Origin of the sequence: Listeria grayi (assembly GCF_900638015.1) — a bacterium.
Taxonomy (GTDB): Bacteria; Bacillota; Bacilli; order Lactobacillales; family Listeriaceae; genus Listeria; species Listeria grayi.
On record NZ_LR134483.1, the window covers coordinates 1,411,830 to 1,435,114 of the forward strand.

The following is a 23,285-nucleotide window of genomic DNA, read 5'->3' on the forward strand; positions in this document are numbered from 1 at the left end:
TGTTATCGCTTCCCTTCCTTCTGATCAAACCAGCTGACCAGCTGTTCAAAAAAAAGCGTGCGGTCTTGTTCTTCGATTGCTTTCGGACCTTTGGCATATTTCCCTTGCCGTCTTTCCTTAGCCCGTTGGTAGCGGATGTCGAGCATCATAGGCATTTCTTCTTCGGAATATGCTTCTCCACGATTAGAGAAGACAAAAACTCCTTTTGCCAACAAGATACTTGCCAAACCGATGTCTTGCGTAAAGCAGTAGTCGCCTTTTTGAGCAAGATTAACTATCCGCATATCTGCTGATTCTTTACCAGTATCAACGTATATCCAGTTTTCCTCGCTACTAGTATGAATGGAAAAATGCGCATAGGAAGCAACGAATGTAACTTCTAGCTGATATTGCTTTCCTAAACGCAATATTTCCGGTTTCATTGGACAAGCATCTGCATCTACAATAATTTTACTCAATCAGCCTATCCTTCTTTCCATTATTAAACTCTGATAAGGTCTGATAATCTCATTTTTATCAGCATATTTATATTATTCACCGTAAAAATGAATTTCCCTTTTTTTTATTCAAATTTTTCATCAAAAATTTTGCCAATGTGGGTCAAAATCTCATTTGCTGTTTCTTCAATGGCTTTATTGGTCACATCGAGCACAAAACAGTCTAGTTTATCGGTCAATATTTTGAAAAAAGCTAATTCCTTATCAATCCGCGCATCGCTTGCATAAAGACCTGCATCTGCCATGCCGATCGACATCAAGCGCTCTTTACGGATATGAGAAAGCTTCTGTTTACTGATTTTCAAGCCAATGATCTTATTCGGATCAATCTCAAAAAGCTCTTCTGGAATCGTGGCTTCTGGAACGATCGGAACATTAGCGATCTTTAAGCCCTTCAAAGCTAAATATTGAGAAAGGGGCGTTTTAGAGGTGCGCGAGATCCCAATCAATACATAATCCGCTTGTAAGATCCCTCGAGGATTACGACCATCATCATTTTCGACGGCGAATTCAATAGCTGCTACTTTGGCAAAATAAGCCTCGTCCATGGATCGGACTTTTCCTGGTTCTGCTAACGGTTTGATTTTGTAGGTTGCTTCGAGTTGTTCTAAAAGCGGACCAAATAAATCAATGATTGGCACGCCGAACGCTTTGGCTTTTTCATTAAGGGCTTGTCTGACGTCTTCCAAAACGATGGTATGCACGATAATCCCGTGATTGACGGCAACCAGATCCACAATTTCATCCAGCATCTCTGTAGAGTCGACATGATGGAAGCGGTGGATAAATTTTGGTGTTTGACCGAACTGGCTTAATGCTGCTCGAGTCACTAATTCTGCTGTTTCGCCAGTAGAATCAGAAACAACATATACAGCGGGCTGTGTCATTTGATTTCCTCTTCTCTTCTTAAAAATAGCAGGAAAGCCTTAAAAAGCAAATCCCTGCTACTTTTTTCTTTTATTTTACATTAATGACGTCGGTTTGGGCAAATTCTTTGATGAAATTAGAAAGTTCAAAAAGCAGTTCCAAACGGTTATTACGCACAGCATCGTCGCCGCTCATCACTAAGATTTTATCAAAATACGCCTCGATGGCTGGTTTTAAGGCGATCAAGCTTTCCAAACGAGCGGCCACCGGTAGAGATTGGAAATTTTGTTTTAAGGATTCCAATGCTTCAAACAATGTCTTTTCTTCTTGGTTTTCAAATAATGCGGGATCGATCACAACTTCTTTTTCATGTTTTTTTGCTAAGTTGACAACACGAGAAAGGGATTCGATCGTTTCCCGGAAGTTCCCGCTGTCGGTGGAATAATTATTTAATACGCTGGCACGTTCCAATAATTCCGGTACATTATCTTGTGTACTGTCTAGCACAGCATCGATAATATCGTAGCGGATCGCTTCTCCAAGCATGATTGCTTTTAAGCGCTGTTTTAAGAATTGAATGATTTCCTGTTGCAGTTCTTCCACGGAGAGACTTTGATCCAATTCAGCTTGTTCGATTTTAATAACTTCCCGAATCAATGGCAATAAGCGGATATTCCATTTGTTAGCTTTCATGATCCGCATGATGCCAAGCGCATTTCTGCGAAGACTGAATGGATCTTGTGAACCGGTCGGCACGATGCCAACTGCAAAAAAGGCGATCAATGTTTCCAGTTTATCTGCAATTGCGAGAATCGAACCTAGTTCTGTCTGCGGTAATTCTCCCTCAGCAGAGATCGGCAGATAATGTTCGCGGATCGCAGTTGCTACGTCTGCTTCTTCTCCTTGTAGTAAGGCATATTTTTCTCCCATTAAACCTTGTAATTCCGGGAACTCGTCGACGATATGCGTCACGAGATCAAATTTATAGATAGCTGCTAGATGGATCAGCTTGTCTTTTTTCTCAGCGGAAAGCGCTAATTGATCTGCAAGCAAGCTGGCAACTTTTTCTACGCGTTTCATTTTTTCTGTCAATGTTCCCAGTTTTTCATGGAAGACGATATTCCGAAGTTTTGCGACGCAGTCATCGATCGATTGCTTCAAGTCATCTAAATAGAAGAATTCAGCATCGGACAAACGAGCGCGCAATACTTTCTCATTTCCCTTCGCTACGATTTCTAAATGTTCTTCGTTTCCGTTGCGGACGGTAATGAAATGCGGAAGTAGCGTTCCGTCTTGTGAAAATGCCGGAAAATAGCGTTGGTGTTCTTTCATCGTTGTAATCAGGATCTCTTCTGGAAGTGTCAGGTATTTTTCTTCAAAATCGCCTGTCAAAACAGTTGGATATTCAACTAAATTATTGACTTCTTCAAGTAGCGTTTCGTCGATTTCGATTTTCCAGTTCTCCACAAGTTCGATTTCATGCAGCTGTTCACGGATCGCAGCTTTGCGTTCCTCACTGTTTGCTACGACAAACTGTTCCAGTAATCGTGCTGTGTACTCGCTTGGCTCATTGATCTCTGCTTCTTTTCCAAGGAAACGATGGCCGCGAGTTACCTTGCCAGTAGAAACGCCGGCGATCTCAAAAGGAATGACGTCTTTATCGAAAAGTGCGATCAGCCATTTGATTGGACGGATGAAACGCATTTCATTGCTTCCCCAGTGCATGCTGACAGGAAAGTTCATCGCCGTGATGCATGCTTTGATCTCTGGGAGTAGCGAGATGGTTGGTTGTCCCGGTACTTCTTTCTTCACAAAAAGATAATCGACACCTTTAAACGCTTGAAATCCTAATTCACTTGGATCGACTTGCTGACTTCTGGCAAAGCCCAGCGCTGCTTTTGACCAGTCACCATTTTCGTCTAAAGCGATTTTCTTTGCAGGACCTTTTGCTTCTTCTATGCGGTCTTCTTGCTTGTCAGCCATTGCTTTTACGATCAGCGCAAGGCGTCTTGGCGTTGCATATGTTTCGATGTTCTCATAACTGATTTTATTTTCCAATAGCCAATCGGCTACGCGTTCTTTTAATTGACGGACGGAGGAAGTGACGTATTTTGCGGGCATTTCTTCTAAGCCGATCTCCAGTAAAAAATCTTTACTCATTACTTGCCGCCTCCTTTGCTTTTAATAATGGGAATCCTAATTTTTCCCGTTCTTCATAGAAAGTTCGTGCGATTTTACGCGCCAATTTACGAATGCGACCGATATACTGCGCGCGTTCAGTGACAGACACGACACCTTTGGCATCCAGCAAATTAAAGGTATGCGAACATTTCAACACATAATCATAAGCCGGGAATACCAGACCTTGTTCCATTTGCTTGTCTGCTTCTCGTTCATACGTATCGAACAAATGCAGCAACATATCTGTAGAAGACGTTTCAAAGGCATATTTGGAGTTTTCATATTCTGCTTGATAAAAAATGTCGCGGTACGTAAGCCCTGTTGTCCACTCCAGATCAAAAACGTTTTCTTTGTCTTGGATGTAGCTCGCCAAACGTTCTACGCCATATGTGATCTCAGAAGTGACTGGCGAACATTCGATTCCGCCAACTTGTTGGAAATAGGTGAATTGAGTGATCTCCATCCCATCGAGCCAAACTTCCCAGCCAAGCCCTGCACAACCAAGCGATGGATTTTCCCAGTTGTCTTCTACAAAGCGAATGTCATGTTCGAGTGGATCAATGCCTAATTTTTCCAGTGATCCTAAGTACAATTCCTGAATATTGTCCGGGGACGGTTTCATTACGACTTGAAATTGATGATGCTGGAAAAGACGATTTGGGTTCTCTCCGTAACGTCCGTCTGCTGGTCTTCTTGATGGTTCTACATAACCTGCTTTCCATGGTTCAGGACCGATCGCTTTTAAGAATGTATAGGGACTCATTGTTCCCGCACCTTTTTCTACATCATAAGATTGCAGCATGACGCAGCCTTGTTCTGCCCAATAGTCCTGCAATGTTCGTATCATTGTTTGTAAATTCATCCTATTCGCACCTCCATTTAATTTAGCGCATATAAAGACTCCCGCCTCTATATGCAAAATCTATGCATATAGGGACGAGAGCTGCTCGCGGTTCCACCCTATTTGGAATTACAGCAGATCGCTGCAAATCCCACCTTCGTTCGTTCATGCTCCAGAATGCCTTCGCAAAAAGATATTGTACCGGCTTCCACTATCCCGATCTCGCTATGCAACAGTGCTTTTTACTACTTAATTTCTTTCATCGCATGCATCTATATTAATTACTAAGATACTGCATATTGTGATAAATGTCAATCGCTCTTTTTATTATCCAAGACTTCAAGCCACTTTTCCATATCCAATAAGAACTTCTTGCTTTTAAGATATAATCCAGTTTTTTCTTGATAATAAGTATCGATCACTTTACGCAGCAATTTTTTCGTTTCTGGTTTCACGTCGATGTTGCCAAGTCGATCTAAACGGAAAATATAAAATAAGCGCAGCAATTTCACAACTTTTTCCGGCAAGTGCAGGCGATAAGGATCTTTTTCAAAGCAGCGGTGGCAGATGATACCGTCACTGTGAGTGGAGAAATCAAAATGGCCAGTCGTTTCTCCGCAAATCGCACATTTGTCCATGACAGGATAAAATCCCATTACCGGCAACATCTTCATCTCAAATAGCTGGACTAAGATTTCCGGATCGTAGCCCTCATCGATATCGCGTAAAATCTGAAAGACCAACTCGTATAAGGACGGATTCGCTCTTTTTTCATCCGTGGCTTTATCCAGAAGTTCGCAGATATAGGCAGCATAAGCTGTCAGGAAGATATCTTGTTGGATAGAGGAAAAATTCTGGATCAGCTCGCCTTGCTGGAGTGTGCCAAGCCCGCTGCTTGCAAAAAACGTGAAATAGCCGTTCACGAATGGTTGAGTAACTGCGGCTAAGCGGCTTTTTGTTTTTTTTGCGCCTCTAGCAACAACACCGATCTTACCGAATTCTCTCGTGTACAAGACGACGATCTTATCCGATTCGCGATAATCCGTTTGACGAATGACGATCCCTTCACATTTCTCCATTGTTTCAGCCTCTTTCTTTTTTTGTTCCTTTATTATACCATGTTACAGTCTACTTTCTAAAATATGTCAAACTTTCATTTTTGTGGTACTATCAGTATATATTATTAGTCAAAGGACGTGACCACCATGCCACTCTTGTTTTTACTTTTAGGTTTCGTAGTTATGGTCGCATTTATCGGGATCGTAACAGGTATTATTTTGATTTTCGTTTTAAAAACCAAGTATCTAGGAATCATCTTGACAGGATTCTTCAGTATGATGCTCATTGGTGGATTACTATTTTCAGTTGGTTCGATCGCCTTTTTCGGAATGTCAGGAATGAATCATATGAGCACGAGTTCTTCTTCAAAAGAGGATTTATTGGATGGCGGTTCTTCTTTCGATGACACAGATGGTGATACTGATAGTTCAGAAAGTACGGATTCGCTTACCAAATCATTCGGTCAAAGTTATCTCTATGAAGACAATGCACAGATAACGGTCCAAAAACCAACGACATGGACGACAACGCAAAAATCGCTCAATGGCGGTGGTTTATACAAGGTAGTTGTTAAATTTCAAAATAAATCTTCCAAGACATTAGCTTTTTCGCCAGCAGATATCGAGCTTGCTGATCGAAATGATGAAGATGCGGAATTGATTGACAGCAAGCCGAAAGTTTCGCAGATCGCTCCAGGTGAAACAGAGCAGTACACGCTTTATTATGATAGTTATGATACAAGTCCCTTTGCGGTGTATTATGGATCGGTGATGTGGGAATGAAACGCGCTCGTTTGAGAGGGCGTTTTTTTTATTCTTTCAGTTGTGTAAATCTGATTTTCCGCGTTAAGTTGATATACATTTTACCGTATAATAGCACAATCAGCACAGTTATAAGTAAAATAATGATTCCGGATATCTGCTGTGCTCGGAAAATAAGAAATGTTGAAATACAGAGTAGCAAAAATATCATGGCTAAACCAAATACTGTCCATCTGTGGCGTATTTTTTTCCACAGCGTGATAAAGGACTGACGATCTGTAAAGATCTGTTCTTTTTGCGTTTCATCTGTTTCTTCCTTACGAAAGTACATCCACTTCCCGCGAAGGATCGGGTAAGCATAAACATTTTCCCAACCTGCATCCTCAAAAAGCTGCAGATAGCTCGTTTCATCGTCCTTCTCTTCTTTATAATCAATGCAATATGTATATTTCTTTGGCGTTCCTTGTTCAAAATGATAGATTCCAGATGTATACTTACTAAAATACCAGCCTTTTTGAGCCATTTCTTCTAGAAATACTTCTTCTTTTTCAAAGTTGTCGACGGTTATCAGCTTAAAAATTTTTTTAGTCATTTAGAATGCCTCCTTGGCGTTTTGATATAACTCCGTAATCCGTTTACGTTCTAGTTCAAGCAATTCTTTTCCAAGTGCGGTGACTTGATAGATTTTCCGATTGTTTTCTTCTGCTGTAATTTGGATCAATTCAGATTGACTCATTTTGCTTAAAGTACCATAAATCGTTCCAGGCCCAAGCGTAATCCGACCATCAGTCATTTTGTTGACGTTTTTGATGATCGCGTAGCCATGCCGTGGCTGCAGGAGCGAAAGTAAGATATAAAAAGCTGTTTCGGTCATTGGAATCTGATTCTCGTTTTTTTTCTTTACCATAACTATAACGCACCTCGATATATTTGATGGTTTAATTATATCATGGCGCGATATAATTAAGCAATAAAAAACTGCATCTAACCGATGCAGTTTTTTGATCAATATTCTTCTTTATCAAAACCATAATCTTGCAAATAGCGTTCTTTATCCCGCCAGTTTTTCTGCACTTTGACCCAGATTTCCAAAAAGACTTTGGAACCCATCAATAATTCGATTTCTTTTCGGGCCCGCATGCCGATCTGTTTGAGCATTTGTCCTTGTTTTCCAATGATAATGCCTTTTTGCGTACTTCTTTCGACAATAATCGTTGCCATGATCGTTAATTTCTCGGTTTTGGGGTTCTTTTCGATTCCTTCAATGACAACAGCCACGGAATGCGGTACTTCCTCGCGAGTCAGCTGCAATACTTGCTCGCGGATCAATTCGGAAATAATGAAGCGCTCTGGATGGTCGGTGATTTGGTCTTTCGGGTAATACATTGGTCCTTCATCTAAATGCTCATTCGTCTCAGTAAGTAAATTCGGTACGTTGTTCCCTTGTAGTGCAGAAATCGGGATTATCTCTGTGAATTCCATCTTTTCCCGGTAGCTAGCAATCAATTCAAGCAATGCGTCTGGTGAGATCAAGTCGATTTTGTTGATCAGTAAGAAAACAGGGGTATCTACGTTTTTCAGTTTTTCAATAATAAATTCATCTCCGCGTCCTAAACCAGTGCTTGCATCGATAACAAAATAGATAAGATCAACTTCTTGAAAAGTATTGAATGCGATTTTCACCATGAAATCGCCTAATTTATGCTTTGGTTTATGGATTCCCGGTGTGTCAATGAAAATAATCTGGGATTCATCTGTAGTATAGACCCCTTGGACTTTATTTCTAGTGGTCTGTGCTTTATCACTCATAATAGCGATTTTTTGGCCGATAATATGGTTCAGTAACGTGGATTTCCCGACGTTTGGACGTCCGACGATCGCTACGAAACCTGATTTGAATGTTTCAGTCATATTTTTTCCCCCAATAATTTAAAATAACGTTAAGAAAAATGCAGAATATGCGGAATAAAAATAATTAATCCGACAACTACGGCGCAAGTCGATACTAATAATACCGAGCCGGCAGCAATATCTTTGGCTTTTTTTGCTTCTTCCATAAAGCGTTCAGTTGCAACATCTACCGCACGTTCAATGGCCGTATTGGTCATTTCAGCGACTAGAACGGCAAAAATACAGAGTACAAGGACAAGCCATTCTGTTCGTGTGATGGAATAGAAAAATCCTAATCCAATGACAACGACTGCTGCACAGAAATGAAACCGTAAGTTTCTTTCTTCAATAACAGCCGTTTTGATTCCTGTATAGGCATGCTTAAAGGAATCGGCATAATTTTTACTTCGCTTATACTTCCTATCTTTGTAATCCATAAGCATCCAACACTTCTTTTTGGAGTCCGAACATGACCTTTTCTTCTTCTTTTTCCATGTGGTCGTATCCCAGTAGATGGAGCAAGCCATGAACAGCTAAAAATCCTACTTCTCTTTCTTTTGTGTGCCCGTAACTAGCAGCCTGTTCTTCTGCTTTTTCTGTAGAAATAATAATGTCGCCTAAATTCCGAGGTACTTCTACCTCCAATTCGCCCCAATCGATTTCTGTTTCCCCTTCGCCTAATTCTTCCAGTGCAAAGGAGATTACGTCTGTAGCTTGATCTTTGTCGCGGTATTCGCGGTTGATTTCCCGAATGCGTTCATTATCAGTAAACGTGACGGACATTTCCGTACCTTCTTCTAATTTTAAATAATCAGCGGCAAACTGGAGAATATCAAATACTAGGGCATTTGTTTCTTTTGGTAGTTTCTCTGTCTCGTCGATCATATCTAATTCTAATCTTGGCATGCTGTGTCTCAGCCCCCTTCTTTATTTGTCGTCCGGATATTGGATCCGTTGATGATAGATACCGTTTAGTGTCGTGATAAGCGTATCTTGGATCGTATGCAGTTCTTTGATGGTGATATCACACTCATTGAACTGGCCATCTAAGATTCGTTCATCAATAATGCTCTTGATGATCGTCTTGATCTTGTCCATCGTTGGTTCGGACGATGCTCTTACAGCAGCTTCTACGCTGTCTGCAATATTGATGATCGCTGTTTCCTTCGTTTGCGGCTTCGGTCCTTTATAACGGTAATCCGCTTCTTTGGTATCCGGGTCGTTTTCCTTTGCTTGGTAATAAAAATATTTTAATAACGTTGTGCCATGATGTTCCAGCGCGATATCAATGATCGGCTGCGGCATATGATGTTCTCTAAGCATCTCTGCGCCGTCAACAGTATGTGCCAAAATAATATCGCGGCTTTGACTTGGCTGCAGGCGGTCATGTGGATTGATGCCTTGCAATTGATTTTCTACAAAATAAGGCGGACGTAATGTTTTGCCGATGTCGTGGTAAAAACAACCAACGCGAACGAGCAAACCATTTGCACCGATTTTATCCGCACATGCCTCTGCTAGATTGGCGACCATCATACTGTGATGATAAGTCCCGGGTGCTTTCATCAAGATCCGTTTTAAAAGCGGATGATTGGGATTAGCAAGCTCGACTAAGCGAGTTGTTGTGAGTAATCCAAATGTGATCTCAAACAGCGGAATCAATCCGATCCCCAGAACAAAAGCGCCAAATCCACCTAAAAAGCCGTATCCCATTGTGCCTAGATTGGCACCTTGCCAAATCGGGGAATTATTCGTCAATAATAGCAGCAGAACAAATACGATGTTCAGCCCTCCGACAATCAGCCCCGATAATAAGATCATGCCTCTTCTGCTTTGATTACGCAATGCAATCAGACTGGCTACAGAACTTAATAAGTAAAAAACGGTTATTAGTGTATTGATATTGGTCGAACTGTCGCTGATAAAAAGCAGCAAGCTCGTCACAGCGCTAAAAATAATGCTTAGAAAAGCATACCTAGTATTCAGCAAGATCTTGATCACCATAGGCGCAAAGGCGGCTGGAAACAAGAAGGATATCCCGCTGACATTCATTGATTCGAGATAGATAACGATCATTAAAAGCAGCAGATTGATCAAGTAGACGGTACTGAAAATCAGCATAGAGCGAAGTCTGTTCTCCAGTGAAGTACGTTCTTTTTTCGCAAACACATATAATAGCGATGCTAATGTCAGCAAAAACAACCCATAACCGATATATTGTTTGACTGGCATGCGTTTATCCAAAAGATGTAGCAATTTCAGCTGACGATAGGTATCCCGGTCGATGATCTGACCTTCTTGGACGATAACCTGTCCTTGCAGGATACGAACCGGAGCAATGCTTTGGACTGCCTCTTTTCGCTGCGCTTCTGTTTGTTCCTTATCCAGCTGCTCATTCGCGACGATGCCATAAGAAACGATATTTTTAGAAATATTCTTATATTCACTCGGGATGTTAGAAAGTTCGATATTGTCCCGTGCTTTGATTTTTTCAGACGTCAATTCGTCGGAACGAATACTGCTTCCCATCCGCTTCGAGATTTCGTCCGTGATCACTTTTTGCATGGTCGCTAAATCGGATTCCGGTGCTTGGAGCAATATCCGCAAGACATTGTCCGATAACCCTGCTGTGATGTCTTCGGAAACATTGTCGGAAAGCTTGCTTTTTAATAACTTCAATTTATCATTGACAGATGAAGCTTTCGGCGCTGACTTATCGTCTTTTTTCGCCTTTTCTCGTGCTGCTTTGTCTTTATTCTTTATTTCATCATTCACTTCATGGACGTAGTCAAAAATCGATTGGATGAGCGCGACCCGATTTTTTCCGGTGTCGGCATTATAAGAATACACATTTTCGACGCTGTCTGCTGCTTTTTTCTGTGATTCCTTTGTTTTTGCTGTGTCTTCGATCGTTTGCGGGGCGCGGATCGTTTTTTCAGCAACTTGGAATAACTTCACATCGCTTGTTTCTGGTCTAGTGACTTGGATCAAAAGAAAAAAAGCAATAAGAAGGGAAAGAATAAGTCCGATTTTATAAAACAGCTTTTTATGATCGGCATGACGCCATTTTTCTTTAAGTGTTTTTTGTTTCATAAAGCCACTCCTTCCCTTATCTTTTGATTACTGCTTTTCATATGCCTTGATGATTTCTGCAACCACCGGATGGCGTACAACGTCTGTGTGTTCAAAGTAAACGAAACTAATGCCTCTGATGCCTTGTAAGACGCGTTCTGCATCCACAAGTCCGCTAGTAGCTCCTTTAGGCAGATCGATCTGGGTACTGTCGCCATTGACGATCATTTTGGATTCATAACCAAGTCGTGTTAGGAACATTTTCATTTGGGCGATCGTAGTATTTTGAGCTTCGTCGAGAATGACAAATGCATTATCGAGTGTCCGACCACGCATATAGGCAAGCGGAGCAATCTCAATAATGCCGCGATCCATCAGTCTTGTCGTATGTTCCATTCCTAAGATGTCATAAAGCGCGTCATAAACGGGACGAAGATAGGGATCCACTTTTTCCTTCAGATCACCAGGTAAAAACCCGAGATTTTCGCCTGCTTCAACTGCTGGTCTGGTCAAAATGATTTTACTCACATTTCCTTTTCGCCATGCTTCTACCGCCATCACGACTGCTAGATACGTTTTTCCTGTTCCGGCAGGGCCGATTCCGAAAACGACATCATGACTCCGTACTTTTTGGACATAATTCCGTTGACCGAATGTTTTTGGACGAATCGGTTTGCCTTTGGTCGTTTTCGTGATCTCTTCTGAGAAAATAGCGGGGAAATATTCTAATGTGCCGTTTTTCGCCATTTTGATCGCTTGAGCAATATCTCTGCCATCAATATGGACGCCGCTTTTCAGCAGATTGATGCACATTTGCCAGATCTCTTTTGCTAAGCGCACATTTCCTTCTTCGCCTTGGATGCTGATTTCTTCACCACGTGTAACCAGCTGGATATCAAGCGCTTCTTCCATGATCTGCAGGTGACTATCATTATTGCCAAATAAATCCCTTGCATCTATTTGGGCTTCTAGTTTGACAACTTCTTTATAATTTTCATTTTGCATTGTCTAACCCCTTTGTACATTCTCTTTATTCGCTTTCTATTATACACGAAAAGCGGTTTGTTGAAAAATATTGGCTAAGGAGTTCCATTCTACAAAGAAACAAATCGCAAAAAAAGGCTACGATTTGTTTCTTTGTATTATTTTGTTGTGAGACTACTTAACCTGACAATCTCCTGATTTGGCATACTACCAGGATTTTCAAATACAAGATAAAGATCATGGACTCCTTGCTTTGTATTGACCTGAATGTTGTTACTTGTAAAAGAATTTTCCTTCGAAGTCCGCTGTAAAACTGCTTTGCCAATAAGTGGACCATCAACGTTGCCTAAATGGACTGCCACCGTTGTATTGGTAAATGGCGCTGCTGCTTTGATAGTGATCTGTTTCTTCACAGTTTGGCTGATAGAGACGTTTTTGAAAGATAACCAGCTTTTATTTGTTAGGCCTACCACTTGCAGACCCGTTTCTGTCGATTGATTCTGGGCTCCAAATGTTTGCTGATAAGCTTCTAGCGTTAGCGCATCGAAAGCTACATCCGTTTCTCCTTTAAGTCCTGCATAAACATTATTTGCTATAACCGCCGCTCCCTTAGCATCGGGATGTATGCCGTCTCGCACGAATGGTCCTATAGCCCGCGTTGCTGTTTGGTTATCAATAATAGAAACATCCATGTTTGCACGCTGTGTTGCCTTTATCATTAAAGGTAGGATCGTTTCTAGTCTTTTTTGACTAGGGCGATTTGCTGACTCTAGGAAAAGTGTTGGTGGGAGCGCAATATACAAAACAGGTTTACTAGATAAGGATTGATAGCTCTGCAGTAACTTCACATAGTCTTGTAAAAAAGATTCCTTGTAAATATAATTCTGGCTCCTAGTATCATTAGTTCCCAATTGGATGACCACAACATCCGGCTGTGCTGCTAGGCTATTTTGATAATCGATCGTTTTTATATATGGCAGGTCTCCTTTTTCAAGAAGCGTGGCACCACTATATCCATAGTTATCGACACGATAGCCTGCCCCTAAGCGATAATTGAGCTGACTGGGGTATGTGTCTCCAAGCGCAGTTATCCCTAGTCCGCGCGTGATACTATCTCCGGCTGCAGCAACATGGATTGTTTTAGTTTCCGGGAATACGGTAATGATGGCATTCACTTTTTCGCCTGTTTCTGTCATACCAGTCACACGGTGCTTCCCTATTTTAGAAAAAAGTGCCGCATCGATTGGTTCCCATTTCACGCTAGTAAAGCCAACTTGCTGCTCTTTTGTCAAATAAGTAATGGTATTATTCAATAGGACTGCTTTATCTTTTTTTGTAATCACATTTACCGTTGGAAAATAATTTTCTTTCGATTTGCGGATTTTAACAACAGCCTCTGTTCCTTTGACTGTCGCTGTATTCAATCCTGCTAGTGATGCATTTGTTCTCACTATATCGCTACAATTTGCAGCGATAGTTGTTTGGAATCGAATTGATTTTTTGGCAGCAATCGCTATTTCTTTCGCATACACAGTCAACATGCGGCTTTGGTTGCTCCATGTATAATAACCACCTGCAAAGTTAGCATTGGCTTTGCCTTCTTGAATAGGATAACGGATTCCCGTATTTCCTAATATATCAACATTTGTTGGTTTCTCCAGCCCATTTGGGAGTTTAATCTGAAAAACCGTTTCAGCGGCATTTTTATTTCCGTTGTTCCTTCCCTCACTGATAAATGTCAGTAGCTCCCCTGCTTCGGCTTCGCTTTTGTCAGAAGAGATCCCCACAGCCAGAGCAGGCTGACCTATTACTTTTAAGTCGGCAACTGCCTGAGCCGCTTTTCCATTAGTCGCTTCTGCCAATTTGACGCTACTTCTTAATTGTTGACCATCGTTCCCCCGGATGATCTTTGTCTGATAGGTAATCCCTTTCTTCGCATGTGCTGCAATTTCTTTTGCATAAACAGTTAATAAATGTGACTGCTCATTCCACGTATAATAACCACCAGCAAAATTGGCATTTGCCTTGCCCTCCTTGATAGGATATTGTATGCCGGTATTTCCAACAATCACGACATTTCTCGGTTTTTCAAGATTGTTCGGTAAAGTAGCATAAAAGATAGTTTCTATGGCTTTTTGACTGCCATTGTTTTTCGCCTCGCTTTGATAACGTAATACATCACCTACTTTGGCAGTTTGCCTATCGATGGTATACCCAATAGATACGTTTACTTTTCCGCTTGTCGCAAATGCCTGTTTTTGCATAACGCTCAAGCAGATCAAACTTACTACTAAAATAAAAATGCAGATACCCAAATTCTTTTTCAAGTTCTCTTTCTCCTTTTTTGATTTAAGCATTATCTATTTGATGATAGCAGTGGAAAGAGAAAAAAGATGTGGACATTTTGTGACAAAATAATGAAATAAATATGGCTTTCTTTTTTTAGACAGCTATCACAAAAAAATACCCATCTCCAAGGAGACAGGTATTTTTCTCATGAAAGATATTTTTTAACAAGCTGGTTGACAATCGATCCATCGGCTTTGCCTTTGACTTTCGGCATGATGTTACTCATAACCTTACCAAAGTCAGCTTTAGATGTTGCTCCAACTTCATTTATACTCGCTTTTACAATATCTTCAACTTCTTCAGCGGTTAATTGTTTTGGCGCATAGTCCATCGCAATCTTGATTTCATCGCGTACTTTATCGGAAAGATCCGTACGACCTGCTTTATCATACTCTGTAACAGAGTCGCGACGTTGCTTCAGTTCTTTTGCAAGGACGTTCACTTCATCTTCAGGCGAAAGTTCTTTCTTTCCTTGATGAATCGCTTCATTTTGTAAAGCGGCTTTCAACATACGAATAACGGAAAGTTTTTCTTTCTCTTTATTGCGCATTGCCTGTTTCATATCTTCATTCAGCTTGTCAAGCAAAGTCAATGAAATCATCGCCTTTAATTAGAATTTACGTTTTCTAGCTGCTTCCGATTTTTTCTTGCGTCTTACGCTTGGTTTTTCATAAAATTCGCGCTTTCTGGATTCTTGCAAAGTTCCACTTTTGGAAACAGTACGTTTAAAGCGACGAAGAGCATCTTCAAGCGATTCGTTTTTACGAACTACTGTTTTTGACATCTCTCTTTCCCTCCCTCCGGCACTTATATGCACTCACTTAAAATCCATAATTTAAGTTTCAAAGTATTTGACTTTGAAGTAATAATGCAAATAAGCATTCACTCAATAAAAATTATAAACGATAGCTGCTCATGCGTCAATAAGTAACCACTAACTTTTATTCATTATTTAATTCAAACTGATAAGAAGCTGCAGCAAGCAGATAAAGTGGGGCTGTTTCCGTCCGAAGAATTCGTGGTCCGAGCCCGGCAAAATGCGCCTTTTGAGCTTTGAATAGTTGGATTTCCTGCTCGCTGATACCGCCTTCTGGTCCAAAAATAACTAATAGACGCATACCGGGTCTCAGCGCCGCAAATACAGATGCCAGTACAGCCTTTTCATTTGCTTTAGCACTCTCTTCATATGCTACGACGACCGCGTCATACTCCCTGCACCTTTCAGCAAGTTGTTTCCCATTTGCAAGGGTAGTGATCGTTGGTACGTGGACGCGATGCGATTGTTCGGCTGCTTCTTTCGCGATTTTTTGTAGACGTTCGCGTTTTTTCTCGGTTTTTTTGGCATCCCATTTGACGATCGAACGGTCACTTGGGAAAGCAATAAAAGAATCTGCGCCTAGCTCTGTCCCCTTTTGAACGATCCATTCCAGTTTATCTCCTTTTGGGAGCCCGCTGGCAATTGTGATCGCGATTGGAAGTTCAGGATTATTGGTTTGCCATTCGACCAACTTTAAAAGTGTCTTATCTTCGGAAACAGACACGATTTCTGCCGTGCAGAACTGATTATCGGCAAAAACGATATAGACTTGGTCACCGGTGGTCATTCGCATGACTCTTGCCAAGTGGTGATGATCCGCCGCTTCGATATAAATCGGATCATCGTCTGTTGTCAGCACTTGATCTACGAAATAGCGCTGCATTTAGTTCCCTCCTTGTTTGGAAATGATCGCGATCCAATCTCCTTGTTGTTTTGTCGCAATGATTTCCAGACCTGCTTTTACTAAAGCTTCTTTGACAAAGCCTTCCTTGTCTTTAATGATTCCTGACGCAATAAAGAGGCCGTTCGGTTTAAGTAGTCGGCGGACATCTTCTGGGAACAAGACGATTACTTCTGCCAGGATATTGGCCACAATAACATCTGCTTCTTCTTCAATGCCCTTAAGAAGATCATTTTGTTTCACTGTAACGACATTTTCGGTATTATTAAGGGCGATATTTTCTGCAGCTGCACGCACAGCGACTTCATCCAGATCCGTTGCTAAGACTGTTTCCGCGCCTAATTTCGCACTGACAATACTCAGCACGCCGGAGCCTGTTCCCACGTCTAAAATGGTTTCGCCGCCTTTCAGCTGCGTTGCTAATTCCCGGATACATAGCTGTGTCGTTGGATGTGTGCCGGTACCGAATGCCAAACCAGGATCCAGCTCAATAATGATTTCATGCTGAGAGGGTGTATATGATTCCCAGCTTGGAACGATCGTGATCTGTTCGGTTACTTGAACTGGATGGTAATATTTTTTCCAAGCCGTCGCCCATTCCTCATCGGATACATCATTCACTTGAAATTTCAAATCACCCAGCGGAATATCAAAAGTCGCTAGGTGCTGCACCGCTTTTTCCAAAGCAGGTATCTGCTGGATAAATTCCGATGTTTTCAAAAAATATGCTTTGATAATAACACCGTCTTCTGGATAATCTTCTCTTGCAAGTTCGTAGATTTCGCCAAAGCGATCTTCTCGTTCTTTGAAAAAATCAGCTACGTCTTCAATCGAAACACCGCTCGCTCCATGTTCAGTAAGCACATTTGCCACCGGTTCTACTGCTTCATTGATCGTATGTATTTCCACTTCTGACCAATCCATACTTTGATCCCTCATTTCTAATAAAAAATGCCCGAAACAAGCTATTGCATGATTTTACAATATATACCTGTTTCGGACACTTGGTTTTATTCGCCTTTAAATGCTTTTCTCATTTTATCAAAAAAACTTGATGTCTGCTCGTCTACTTTATCGCCAGTCGTAGTAGCAAATTCGCGCAGAATGTCTTTTTGTTTTTGATCTAATTTCTTCGGTACGATGACTTTGACGATGACATGCTGATCACCTGTCCCGGATCCGCGTAGGTGCGGAACACCTTTGCCGCGCAAACGGAAAGTAGTTCCTGATTGCGTGCCAGCCGGGATCTTCAAGCGGACTTTGCCGTGGACTGTCGGAACATCGATTTCATCGCCTAGAGCTGCTTGTACGAATGTTAGTGGTACTTCTGCATAGATATCTTCTCCATCACGCTCGAAGAAGTCATCTGGCGCTACCACAAATACAACATATAGATCGCCGTTTGGTCCGCCGTTGATACCAGCTTCGCCCTCACCAGCTACGCGCATTTGTTGCCCATCGTTGACACCAGCGGGAACTTTGAGTTTGATCTTTTTGTTTTTGTTGATGCGTCCGCTGCCGTGACAATCTGGACATTTTTCTTTGATTTCTTTCCCTGTTCCGTGACAGTGTGGACATGTTCGTTTATTAACTACACGACCAAACGGTGTATTTTGTTCCACATTGATGGAACCTTTACCACCACAATGTTTACATGTTTCCGGATGAGTACCTGGTTTGGCACCTGTACCATGGCAGGTATCGCAGTTTTCTTCGCGTGGGATCTCAATCTCTTTTTCCGCGCCAAAGATCGCTTCTTTGAATTTCAGATTCATCTGATATTGCAGATCGCTTCCTTGTCTTGGCGCATTAGGATCTTGCGTTCTTCCGCCGCCGCCGAAGAACGTATCAAAAATGTCTTCAAATCCAGAGAATCCGCCGCCGCCAAAGCCGCCGGAGAATCCACCGCCTCCACCACCGAAACCTTGATTAGGATCGACATGACCATATTGGTCGTATTGGGCGCGTTTTTGTTCATCGCTAAGCACTTCGTATGCTTCAGAAATCTCTTTGAATTTCTCAGGTGCATCTGCATCTTTATTGATGTCTGGATGATATTGTTTCGACAGTTTTCGATATGCCTTTTTTATTTCTTCTGGGGTTGCGCTTTTTGATACGCCAAGCACATCGTAATAATCACGTTTTGCCAACTCTGCATCACTCCTCTTCTAGATATTACTCCATTATCAGCCAAAAAGTCAAAGTCAGGATAGACTTTGACTTTTTGGGGATAAGGCATCTAAACTACTTATTTATTTTCTTTATCGTCGTCATTTACTTCTTCAAATTCTGCATCGACAACGTCATCTTTTTTCTCGCCAGCTTCGCCTTCATTTGCTTGTTGCTCCGCTGCTGCTTGTTCGTAAAGTTTTACAGTAAGTGCTTGGACGATTTCGTTAAGCGCGTCATTTTTCTCTTTGATCACGTCATAGTCTTCGCCTTTCAATGCTTCTTGTAATTCATCACGAGCTGCTTCTGCTTTTTTCACTTCTTCTTCATCCACTTTACCTTCTAAGTCTTTCAATGTTTTATCGACACTGAACACTAGTTGGTCTGCTTGGTTGCGAAGTTCTGCATTTTCTTTTACTTTTTGGTCGGATTCCGCATTTGCTTCTGCATCTTTGACCATTTTCTCGATTTCTTCGTCTGTTAGACCTGAAGAGGATTTGATAACAATATTTTGCTCTTTACCAGTTCCAAGGTCTTTCGCACGAACTGTTACGATACCATTTTTATCGATATCAAAAGATACTTCGATTTGCGGAACACCACGTGGAGCTGCTGGAATGTCAGCCAATTGGAAGCGACCCAATGTCTTATTGTCTTTCGCCATTGGACGTTCCCCTTGAAGAACGTGGATATCTACAGCTGGTTGGTTGTCAGCTGCTGTAGAGAAGACTTGTGATTTCGATGTTGGGATCGTCGTATTGCGCTCGATCAACGTCGTCATCACGCCACCCATTGTTTCAATACCTAGAGAAAGTGGTGTTACGTCTAGTAACACAACGTCTTTTACATCCCCAGTGATCACGCCACCTTGAATAGCTGCGCCCATTGCAACAACTTCATCCGGGTTCACACCGCGGTGTGGTTCCTTCCCTAATTCTTTTTTGATCGCTTCTTGAACAGCTGGGATACGTGTAGAACCCCCAACCAAGATAACTTGATCGATATCGCTTGCGGATAGGTTCGCATCTTTTAGTGCTTGACGAGTTGGTGCGATCGTGCGTTCTACAAGATCTTTAGTTAATTCATCAAATTTAGCACGTGTCAACGTTACTTCTAAGTGAAGTGGTCCAGCTTCTCCTGCTGTGATAAATGGCAAGCTGATTTGTGTGCTTGTTACGCCGGAAAGATCTTTTTTCGCTTTTTCAGCAGCATCTTTCAAACGTTGCAATGCCATTTTATCTTGACCTAAGTCAATGCCATTTTCTTTTTTAAATTCTGCTACTAGGAAATCAATGATTTTTTTATCAAAATCATCGCCACCTAGCAAGTTGTCGCCGGCTGTAGAATGAACTTCAAATACGCCGTCACCAAGTTCAAGGATCGATACGTCAAACGTACCACCACCCAAGTCAAATACTAATACCGTTTGGTCTTGCTCTGTTTTATCAAGACCATAAGCAAGTGCTGCTGCTGTTGGTTCATTGATAATACGTTCTACTTCCAACCCTGCGATCTTACCAGCATCTTTTGTTGCTTGACGTTGCGCATCATTGAAATAAGCCGGAACGGTAATAACTGCTTTGTCTACTTTTTCACCAAGATAATCTTCTGCATAGCCTTTTAAGTATTGTAAAATGATCGCGCTGATTTCTTGCGGTGAATATTCTTTGTCTTCTACTTTTTCTTTGTAGTCTGTACCCATGTGGCGTTTGATCGAGCTTACTGTATTCGGGTTTGTGATTGCTGCACGTTTGGCAACTTCCCCGACTTGACGTTCGCCATTTTTAAAACCGACAACAGAAGGGGTCGTTCTTGCACCTTCTGGATTTGGGATGATTTTTGCTTCGCCGCCCTCTAAAACTGCCACGGCTGAGTTTGTTGTACCTAAGTCAATACCAATAATTTTACTCATGTTAAATTCCTCCTGTTTTTACTGATTTACTTTAACCATTGACGGGCGAATAACCCGATCTTTCAATTTATAACCTTTTTGAAGTTCTGCGGTAACGCTATTGCTTTCTGCGCTATCATCGCTGTCCTGCATCACTGCTTGGTGATAATTAGGATCAAATTGTTCGCCGACCGCTTCGATCGGTTCGATCCCCTCATTTTTAAGTGCTTGCAGAATTTGTTTATATACCATTTCCATACCAGTAAGCAGTGCTTTTGTTTCTGGCGTTTCACTAGCAGATGCCAATGCTTTTTCAAAACCATCAAGCGCTGGCAAAAGATCTTGTGCCAAATTTTGGGAACGGTATTTTTGGATCGCTTCACGCTCTGCAATGTGGCGTTTTTTGATATTGTCAAAATCCGCTTGCAGACGAAGATAGCGATTTTCCTGCTCTTCTAATTGTGCTTTGAGCGTTTCGATTTCTTCTTTTAATGGATCTGTTTCTGTTTTTTCAGTTGTAGCTTCTTCTTCCGCTAAAACTTCTTCCAAATCTACTTGCGCTTCTTTTTCAATTTCTTCTTCTACTTTTTCTTGCTTGTTTTTTGATTCAGACACTTTTGGTCACCTCCTGAAAAACGTTCGCCTTCCAGTCCTCTCTTAATTTTGGTTCTCTAAATAGAGTTTCGTCAAAACATTTGTCAAATCGCGGCTGAAAACATCTACCAGTCCCATCATCCGGCTGTATTCCATATGTGTAGGGCCAAGCAAAACGATTCCGCCAACACTTTCCCCGCCTACTTTATACGTAGCCGTAATAATGCTACAATCATCCATCACTCGATTATCGATCTCGCGTCCGATCTTCACTTGCAGGCTGTCTGGGATATCGCGAAACAATTCATAAATGTTTTGTTCCTCTTCCAGCAGCCCTAGAAAATCGCGGATCTTATCGATGTCATGGAATTCCGGTTGGTGGAGCATATTGGTCTTTCCGCCAAAATAAACTTTGTTTTGCATAAATTGCTGCAAAGGGTTATCTAGTATCCCAAGCAGTTTTTCATGATTGGCTACATGTTTTTCAAGCAATTTCGTTACTTCCACTGGTATCTGAGAACGAAGTCGTTCGACCGGGACACCAACTAAGCGTTCATTGAAAATATTGACCATCTTTTCCAGATCGCTTAACGAGATGCCTTCCGGGATAGATACCAAATGATTATCGACGTGCCCCTGATCCGTTATCAAGATCAACATCGCCTGATGCTGATTGATCGGTACAAAGCGAAAACCGCTAAGTCGATTCGTCGCTGTGGCAGGTCCTAGCAGAATGGAAGTATAATGTGTCAAGTTGGACAACATCGAAGCTGAATTTTGGATCAGCTGCTCCATTTCCACGTAATCATTGGAAAACAAAGATCCGATGATCTGTCTGTCTTGGCTAGTCAATGTTTGTGGTTGGGACAAATAATCGACGTAAAAGCGATATCCCTTTTCAGAAGGAACTCTTCCGGAAGAAGAATGGGTCTTTTCAATCAGACCATGCTCTTCCAAGACACCCATCTCATTGCGAATCGTCGCTGAACTGTACGGCAGATTCTTTTCTTTTATCAAGTTTTTGGAACCTACTGGCTGCACGGTCCAGGTAAAGTGATCAATAATTGCACGAAAAATCAACAGCTGTCTTTCCGTTAACATGATTATCACCTCTATTTTTAGCACTCTGAACTTCTAAGTGCTAAATACAATTATTAATTTACCAAACAATATGGTGATAGTCAACAGAAAACACTTGTTTTTTTATATTTTGTCAAAGAAGGTCAAATGAATTCTTGGAAAACATTATTTCCTAAAAAACGACCGTCACGAGTAAGAGCGATCCGCTCCTCATTTTCATATAATAAACCTTCCGCAAGTGTCTTTTCGATTGCATGCGGGAAGACATCATTCAAATTCTGTCCAAATTTTTGCAAAAAATGCGCTTTTGATACGCCGTCCACTTTCCGCAAACCTAGGAACATCTCCTCTTCCATTTTCTCTTGAAGCGGCAATACTCTACTTTGGAAAACAGGAAGTTCCCCGTTTTCGAGCGGTTCCATATATTTTTTGATCGGCCCAAAATTGCTGTAACGCTGTTCGCCCAGATAACCGTGCGCTCCTGCACCGAAACCATAGTAATGTTCATTGCTCCAGTAAACGATATTGTGTCTACTTTCAAAACCTGGTTTAGCAAAATTGCTGATCTCATATTGTCTGCGGCCGTGTTTTTCCATTTCATTCATTAAGGTATCGTACATATTCGCCTCGATTTCTTGTTTCGGCAAGATCAACTGCCCTTTTTGCATCAAGTTATAAAAAATCGTTTTTGGCTCGATAATGAGCGAATAGGCAGAATAATGCGGTAGATCCAGATCAAGTGCTTGCGTGAGCGTATCTTTAAAATCAGCGAAGGTTTGTGTCGGCAAGCTGAAAATCAAATCGATGCTGACATTATCCAAACCGATCTTTCGGAGATTATCGACAGACTGATACACATCTTTTGTGGTATGGATCCGGCCGATTTTTTTTAGCAACTCATTATTAAAACTCTGCACGCCCATACTGATACGGTTGACGCCATGGTCTTTCAAAACCTGGATTTTTTCGAGCGACAAATCGCCTGGATTTGCTTCAAAGGAAAACTCCGCGTTTTCCCGTAGTGGCAAAAGTCGGTGAATAGCTGTGCATAAGCGGGCAAGCTGTTTTTCATTTAATGTCGTTGGTGTCCCTCCACCTACAAATACTGTATCGATCGGTTCTAATTCTTGCTTTCCTGTTACCATTTCCATTTCTCTGATCAACAAATCGACATAACGATCCACCGGTTGACCTTCTAAAAAGACTTTATTAAAGTCGCAATAATAACAAATATGTTCGCAAAATGGGATATGGATATAAACAGAACTCATTTTGACAAGGCCTTCTTTCTAATAAAGAGCTGCCAGTATATGCTGACAACTCTTTTTCATT

General features: G+C 41.5%; 23 protein-coding genes. 1 reads left to right on the forward strand and 22 read right to left on the reverse strand.

The features are described 5' to 3' along the window. Nucleotides 1-2: 2 nt before the first annotated feature. The 5 genes from EL241_RS06840 to recO all read right to left on the reverse strand — a co-directional run bounded on the left by EL241_RS06840 (nt 3) and on the right by recO (nt 5,465). Nucleotides 3-458, reverse strand: a complete 456-nt coding sequence (locus EL241_RS06840) for a YaiI/YqxD family protein (protein WP_003755834.1) — start codon at nt 456-458, stop codon at nt 3-5. Between the two features lie 104 nt (nt 459-562). Further along, nucleotides 563-1,384 carry a pyruvate, water dikinase regulatory protein gene (locus EL241_RS06845; RefSeq protein ID WP_003755832.1) on the reverse strand — a complete coding sequence of 274 codons (822 nt, stop codon included), beginning with the start codon at nt 1,382-1,384 and terminating at the stop codon, nt 563-565. Nucleotides 1,385-1,454: 70 nt separating this feature from the next. Next, complete coding sequence (gene glyS, locus EL241_RS06850; protein ID WP_036104062.1) at nt 1,455-3,524, reverse strand: glycine--tRNA ligase subunit beta; 2,070 nt, start codon at nt 3,522-3,524, stop codon at nt 1,455-1,457. Continuing rightward, on the reverse strand, nt 3,517-4,407 hold the full coding sequence (gene glyQ, locus EL241_RS06855) for a glycine--tRNA ligase subunit alpha (protein ID WP_036104058.1): 891 nt from the start codon (nt 4,405-4,407) through the stop codon (nt 3,517-3,519). Before glyQ ends, glyS begins: the two co-directional genes overlap by 8 nt. 290 nt (nt 4,408-4,697) lie before the next feature. Then, nucleotides 4,698-5,465, reverse strand: coding sequence for a DNA repair protein RecO (gene recO / locus EL241_RS06860; RefSeq protein WP_003755824.1), 768 nt, complete (start codon nt 5,463-5,465; stop codon nt 4,698-4,700). Nucleotides 5,466-5,591: 126 nt separating this feature from the next. On the opposite strand from recO, the gene EL241_RS06865 reads away from it, so the two are divergent. Next, complete coding sequence (locus EL241_RS06865) at nt 5,592-6,227, forward strand: hypothetical protein (protein ID WP_003755822.1); 636 nt, start codon at nt 5,592-5,594, stop codon at nt 6,225-6,227. 28 nt (nt 6,228-6,255) lie between these two features. Here EL241_RS06865 and EL241_RS06870 read toward each other — a convergent pair whose 3' ends face one another. From EL241_RS06870 to hemW, 17 genes are all read right to left on the reverse strand, one after another. After that, complete coding sequence (locus tag EL241_RS06870; protein ID WP_126320446.1) at nt 6,256-6,798, reverse strand: DUF2812 domain-containing protein; 543 nt, start codon at nt 6,796-6,798, stop codon at nt 6,256-6,258. Then, nucleotides 6,799-7,113: a PadR family transcriptional regulator gene (locus tag EL241_RS06875; protein WP_003755819.1), complete on the reverse strand. Its 315-nt coding sequence runs from the start codon at nt 7,111-7,113 to the stop codon at nt 6,799-6,801. 98 nt (nt 7,114-7,211) lie between these two features. After that, complete coding sequence (gene era / locus EL241_RS06880) at nt 7,212-8,117, reverse strand: GTPase Era (RefSeq protein WP_003755817.1); 906 nt, start codon at nt 8,115-8,117, stop codon at nt 7,212-7,214. A 29-nt stretch (nt 8,118-8,146) separates the two neighbouring features. Beyond that, the gene (locus EL241_RS06885) at nt 8,147-8,539 is read right to left on the reverse strand and encodes a diacylglycerol kinase family protein (protein ID WP_003755814.1); all 393 of its coding nucleotides are present in this window, start codon (nt 8,537-8,539) and stop codon (nt 8,147-8,149) included. After that, the gene (ybeY, locus tag EL241_RS06890; protein ID WP_003755812.1) at nt 8,517-9,002 is read right to left on the reverse strand and encodes an rRNA maturation RNase YbeY; all 486 of its coding nucleotides are present in this window, start codon (nt 9,000-9,002) and stop codon (nt 8,517-8,519) included. The genes EL241_RS06885 and ybeY overlap by 23 nt, the downstream gene beginning before the upstream one ends. A gap of 21 nt (nt 9,003-9,023) precedes the next feature. Next, complete coding sequence (locus EL241_RS06895) at nt 9,024-11,189, reverse strand: HD family phosphohydrolase (RefSeq protein WP_003755810.1); 2,166 nt, start codon at nt 11,187-11,189, stop codon at nt 9,024-9,026. Nucleotides 11,190-11,216: 27 nt separating this feature from the next. Further along, complete coding sequence (locus EL241_RS06900; RefSeq protein WP_003755808.1) at nt 11,217-12,173, reverse strand: PhoH family protein; 957 nt, start codon at nt 12,171-12,173, stop codon at nt 11,217-11,219. A 137-nt stretch (nt 12,174-12,310) separates the two neighbouring features. Beyond that, complete coding sequence (locus EL241_RS06905) at nt 12,311-14,479, reverse strand: GDSL-type esterase/lipase family protein (protein ID WP_052009083.1); 2,169 nt, start codon at nt 14,477-14,479, stop codon at nt 12,311-12,313. Nucleotides 14,480-14,646: 167 nt separating this feature from the next. Next, nucleotides 14,647-15,093: a GatB/YqeY domain-containing protein gene (locus tag EL241_RS06910; RefSeq protein WP_036104054.1), complete on the reverse strand. Its 447-nt coding sequence runs from the start codon at nt 15,091-15,093 to the stop codon at nt 14,647-14,649. An 18-nt stretch (nt 15,094-15,111) separates the two neighbouring features. Further along, nucleotides 15,112-15,285 (reverse strand): 30S ribosomal protein S21, encoded by a 174-nt coding sequence (gene rpsU / locus EL241_RS06915; protein WP_003755805.1) that lies wholly within the window; start codon nt 15,283-15,285, stop codon nt 15,112-15,114. A 157-nt stretch (nt 15,286-15,442) separates the two neighbouring features. Continuing rightward, nucleotides 15,443-16,201, reverse strand: coding sequence for a 16S rRNA (uracil(1498)-N(3))-methyltransferase (locus EL241_RS06920; protein WP_126320448.1), 759 nt, complete (start codon nt 16,199-16,201; stop codon nt 15,443-15,445). Beyond that, nucleotides 16,202-17,143 carry a 50S ribosomal protein L11 methyltransferase gene (gene prmA, locus EL241_RS06925; protein ID WP_036104051.1) on the reverse strand — a complete coding sequence of 314 codons (942 nt, stop codon included), beginning with the start codon at nt 17,141-17,143 and terminating at the stop codon, nt 16,202-16,204. Between the two features lie 86 nt (nt 17,144-17,229). Further along, complete coding sequence (dnaJ, locus tag EL241_RS06930; protein ID WP_003755799.1) at nt 17,230-18,369, reverse strand: molecular chaperone DnaJ; 1,140 nt, start codon at nt 18,367-18,369, stop codon at nt 17,230-17,232. A 98-nt stretch (nt 18,370-18,467) separates the two neighbouring features. Further along, nucleotides 18,468-20,300 carry a molecular chaperone DnaK gene (gene dnaK / locus EL241_RS06935; protein WP_003755798.1) on the reverse strand — a complete coding sequence of 611 codons (1,833 nt, stop codon included), beginning with the start codon at nt 20,298-20,300 and terminating at the stop codon, nt 18,468-18,470. 18 nt (nt 20,301-20,318) lie between these two features. After that, nucleotides 20,319-20,894, reverse strand: a complete 576-nt coding sequence (gene grpE, locus EL241_RS06940; protein ID WP_036104047.1) for a nucleotide exchange factor GrpE — start codon at nt 20,892-20,894, stop codon at nt 20,319-20,321. Between the two features lie 42 nt (nt 20,895-20,936). Continuing rightward, on the reverse strand, nt 20,937-21,974 hold the full coding sequence (hrcA, locus tag EL241_RS06945; protein ID WP_036104044.1) for a heat-inducible transcriptional repressor HrcA: 1,038 nt from the start codon (nt 21,972-21,974) through the stop codon (nt 20,937-20,939). A 122-nt stretch (nt 21,975-22,096) separates the two neighbouring features. After that, nucleotides 22,097-23,224 (reverse strand): radical SAM family heme chaperone HemW, encoded by a 1,128-nt coding sequence (gene hemW / locus EL241_RS06950; RefSeq protein ID WP_003755793.1) that lies wholly within the window; start codon nt 23,222-23,224, stop codon nt 22,097-22,099. Nucleotides 23,225-23,285: the final 61 nt, after the last annotated feature.

Bases quoted from the DNA above. Each gene is read 5' to 3' on its own strand.
- EL241_RS06845 (WP_003755832.1), bottom strand. From the start codon at position 1,384: ATGACACAGCCCGCTGTATATGTTGTTTCTGATTCTACTGGCGAAACA.
- glyS (WP_036104062.1), bottom strand. From the start codon at position 3,524: ATGAGTAAAGATTTTTTACTGGAGATCGGCTTAGAAGAAATGCCCGCA.
- glyQ (WP_036104058.1), bottom strand. From the start codon at position 4,407: ATGAATTTACAAACAATGATACGAACATTGCAGGACTATTGGGCAGAA.
- recO (WP_003755824.1), bottom strand. From the start codon at position 5,465: ATGGAGAAATGTGAAGGGATCGTCATTCGTCAAACGGATTATCGCGAA.
- EL241_RS06865 (WP_003755822.1), top strand. From the start codon at position 5,592: ATGCCACTCTTGTTTTTACTTTTAGGTTTCGTAGTTATGGTCGCATTT.
- EL241_RS06870 (WP_126320446.1), bottom strand. From the start codon at position 6,798: ATGACTAAAAAAATTTTTAAGCTGATAACCGTCGACAACTTTGAAAAA.
- EL241_RS06875 (WP_003755819.1), bottom strand. From the start codon at position 7,113: ATGGTAAAGAAAAAAAACGAGAATCAGATTCCAATGACCGAAACAGCT.
- era (WP_003755817.1), bottom strand. From the start codon at position 8,117: ATGACTGAAACATTCAAATCAGGTTTCGTAGCGATCGTCGGACGTCCA.
- EL241_RS06885 (WP_003755814.1), bottom strand. From the start codon at position 8,539: ATGCTTATGGATTACAAAGATAGGAAGTATAAGCGAAGTAAAAATTAT.
- ybeY (WP_003755812.1), bottom strand. From the start codon at position 9,002: ATGCCAAGATTAGAATTAGATATGATCGACGAGACAGAGAAACTACCA.
- EL241_RS06895 (WP_003755810.1), bottom strand. From the start codon at position 11,189: ATGAAACAAAAAACACTTAAAGAAAAATGGCGTCATGCCGATCATAAA.
- EL241_RS06900 (WP_003755808.1), bottom strand. From the start codon at position 12,173: ATGCAAAATGAAAATTATAAAGAAGTTGTCAAACTAGAAGCCCAAATA.
- rpsU (WP_003755805.1), bottom strand. From the start codon at position 15,285: ATGTCAAAAACAGTAGTTCGTAAAAACGAATCGCTTGAAGATGCTCTT.
- EL241_RS06920 (WP_126320448.1), bottom strand. From the start codon at position 16,201: ATGCAGCGCTATTTCGTAGATCAAGTGCTGACAACAGACGATGATCCG.
- prmA (WP_036104051.1), bottom strand. From the start codon at position 17,143: ATGGATTGGTCAGAAGTGGAAATACATACGATCAATGAAGCAGTAGAA.
- dnaK (WP_003755798.1), bottom strand. From the start codon at position 20,300: ATGAGTAAAATTATTGGTATTGACTTAGGTACAACAAACTCAGCCGTG.
- hrcA (WP_036104044.1), bottom strand. From the start codon at position 21,974: ATGTTAACGGAAAGACAGCTGTTGATTTTTCGTGCAATTATTGATCAC.
- hemW (WP_003755793.1), bottom strand. From the start codon at position 23,224: ATGAGTTCTGTTTATATCCATATCCCATTTTGCGAACATATTTGTTAT.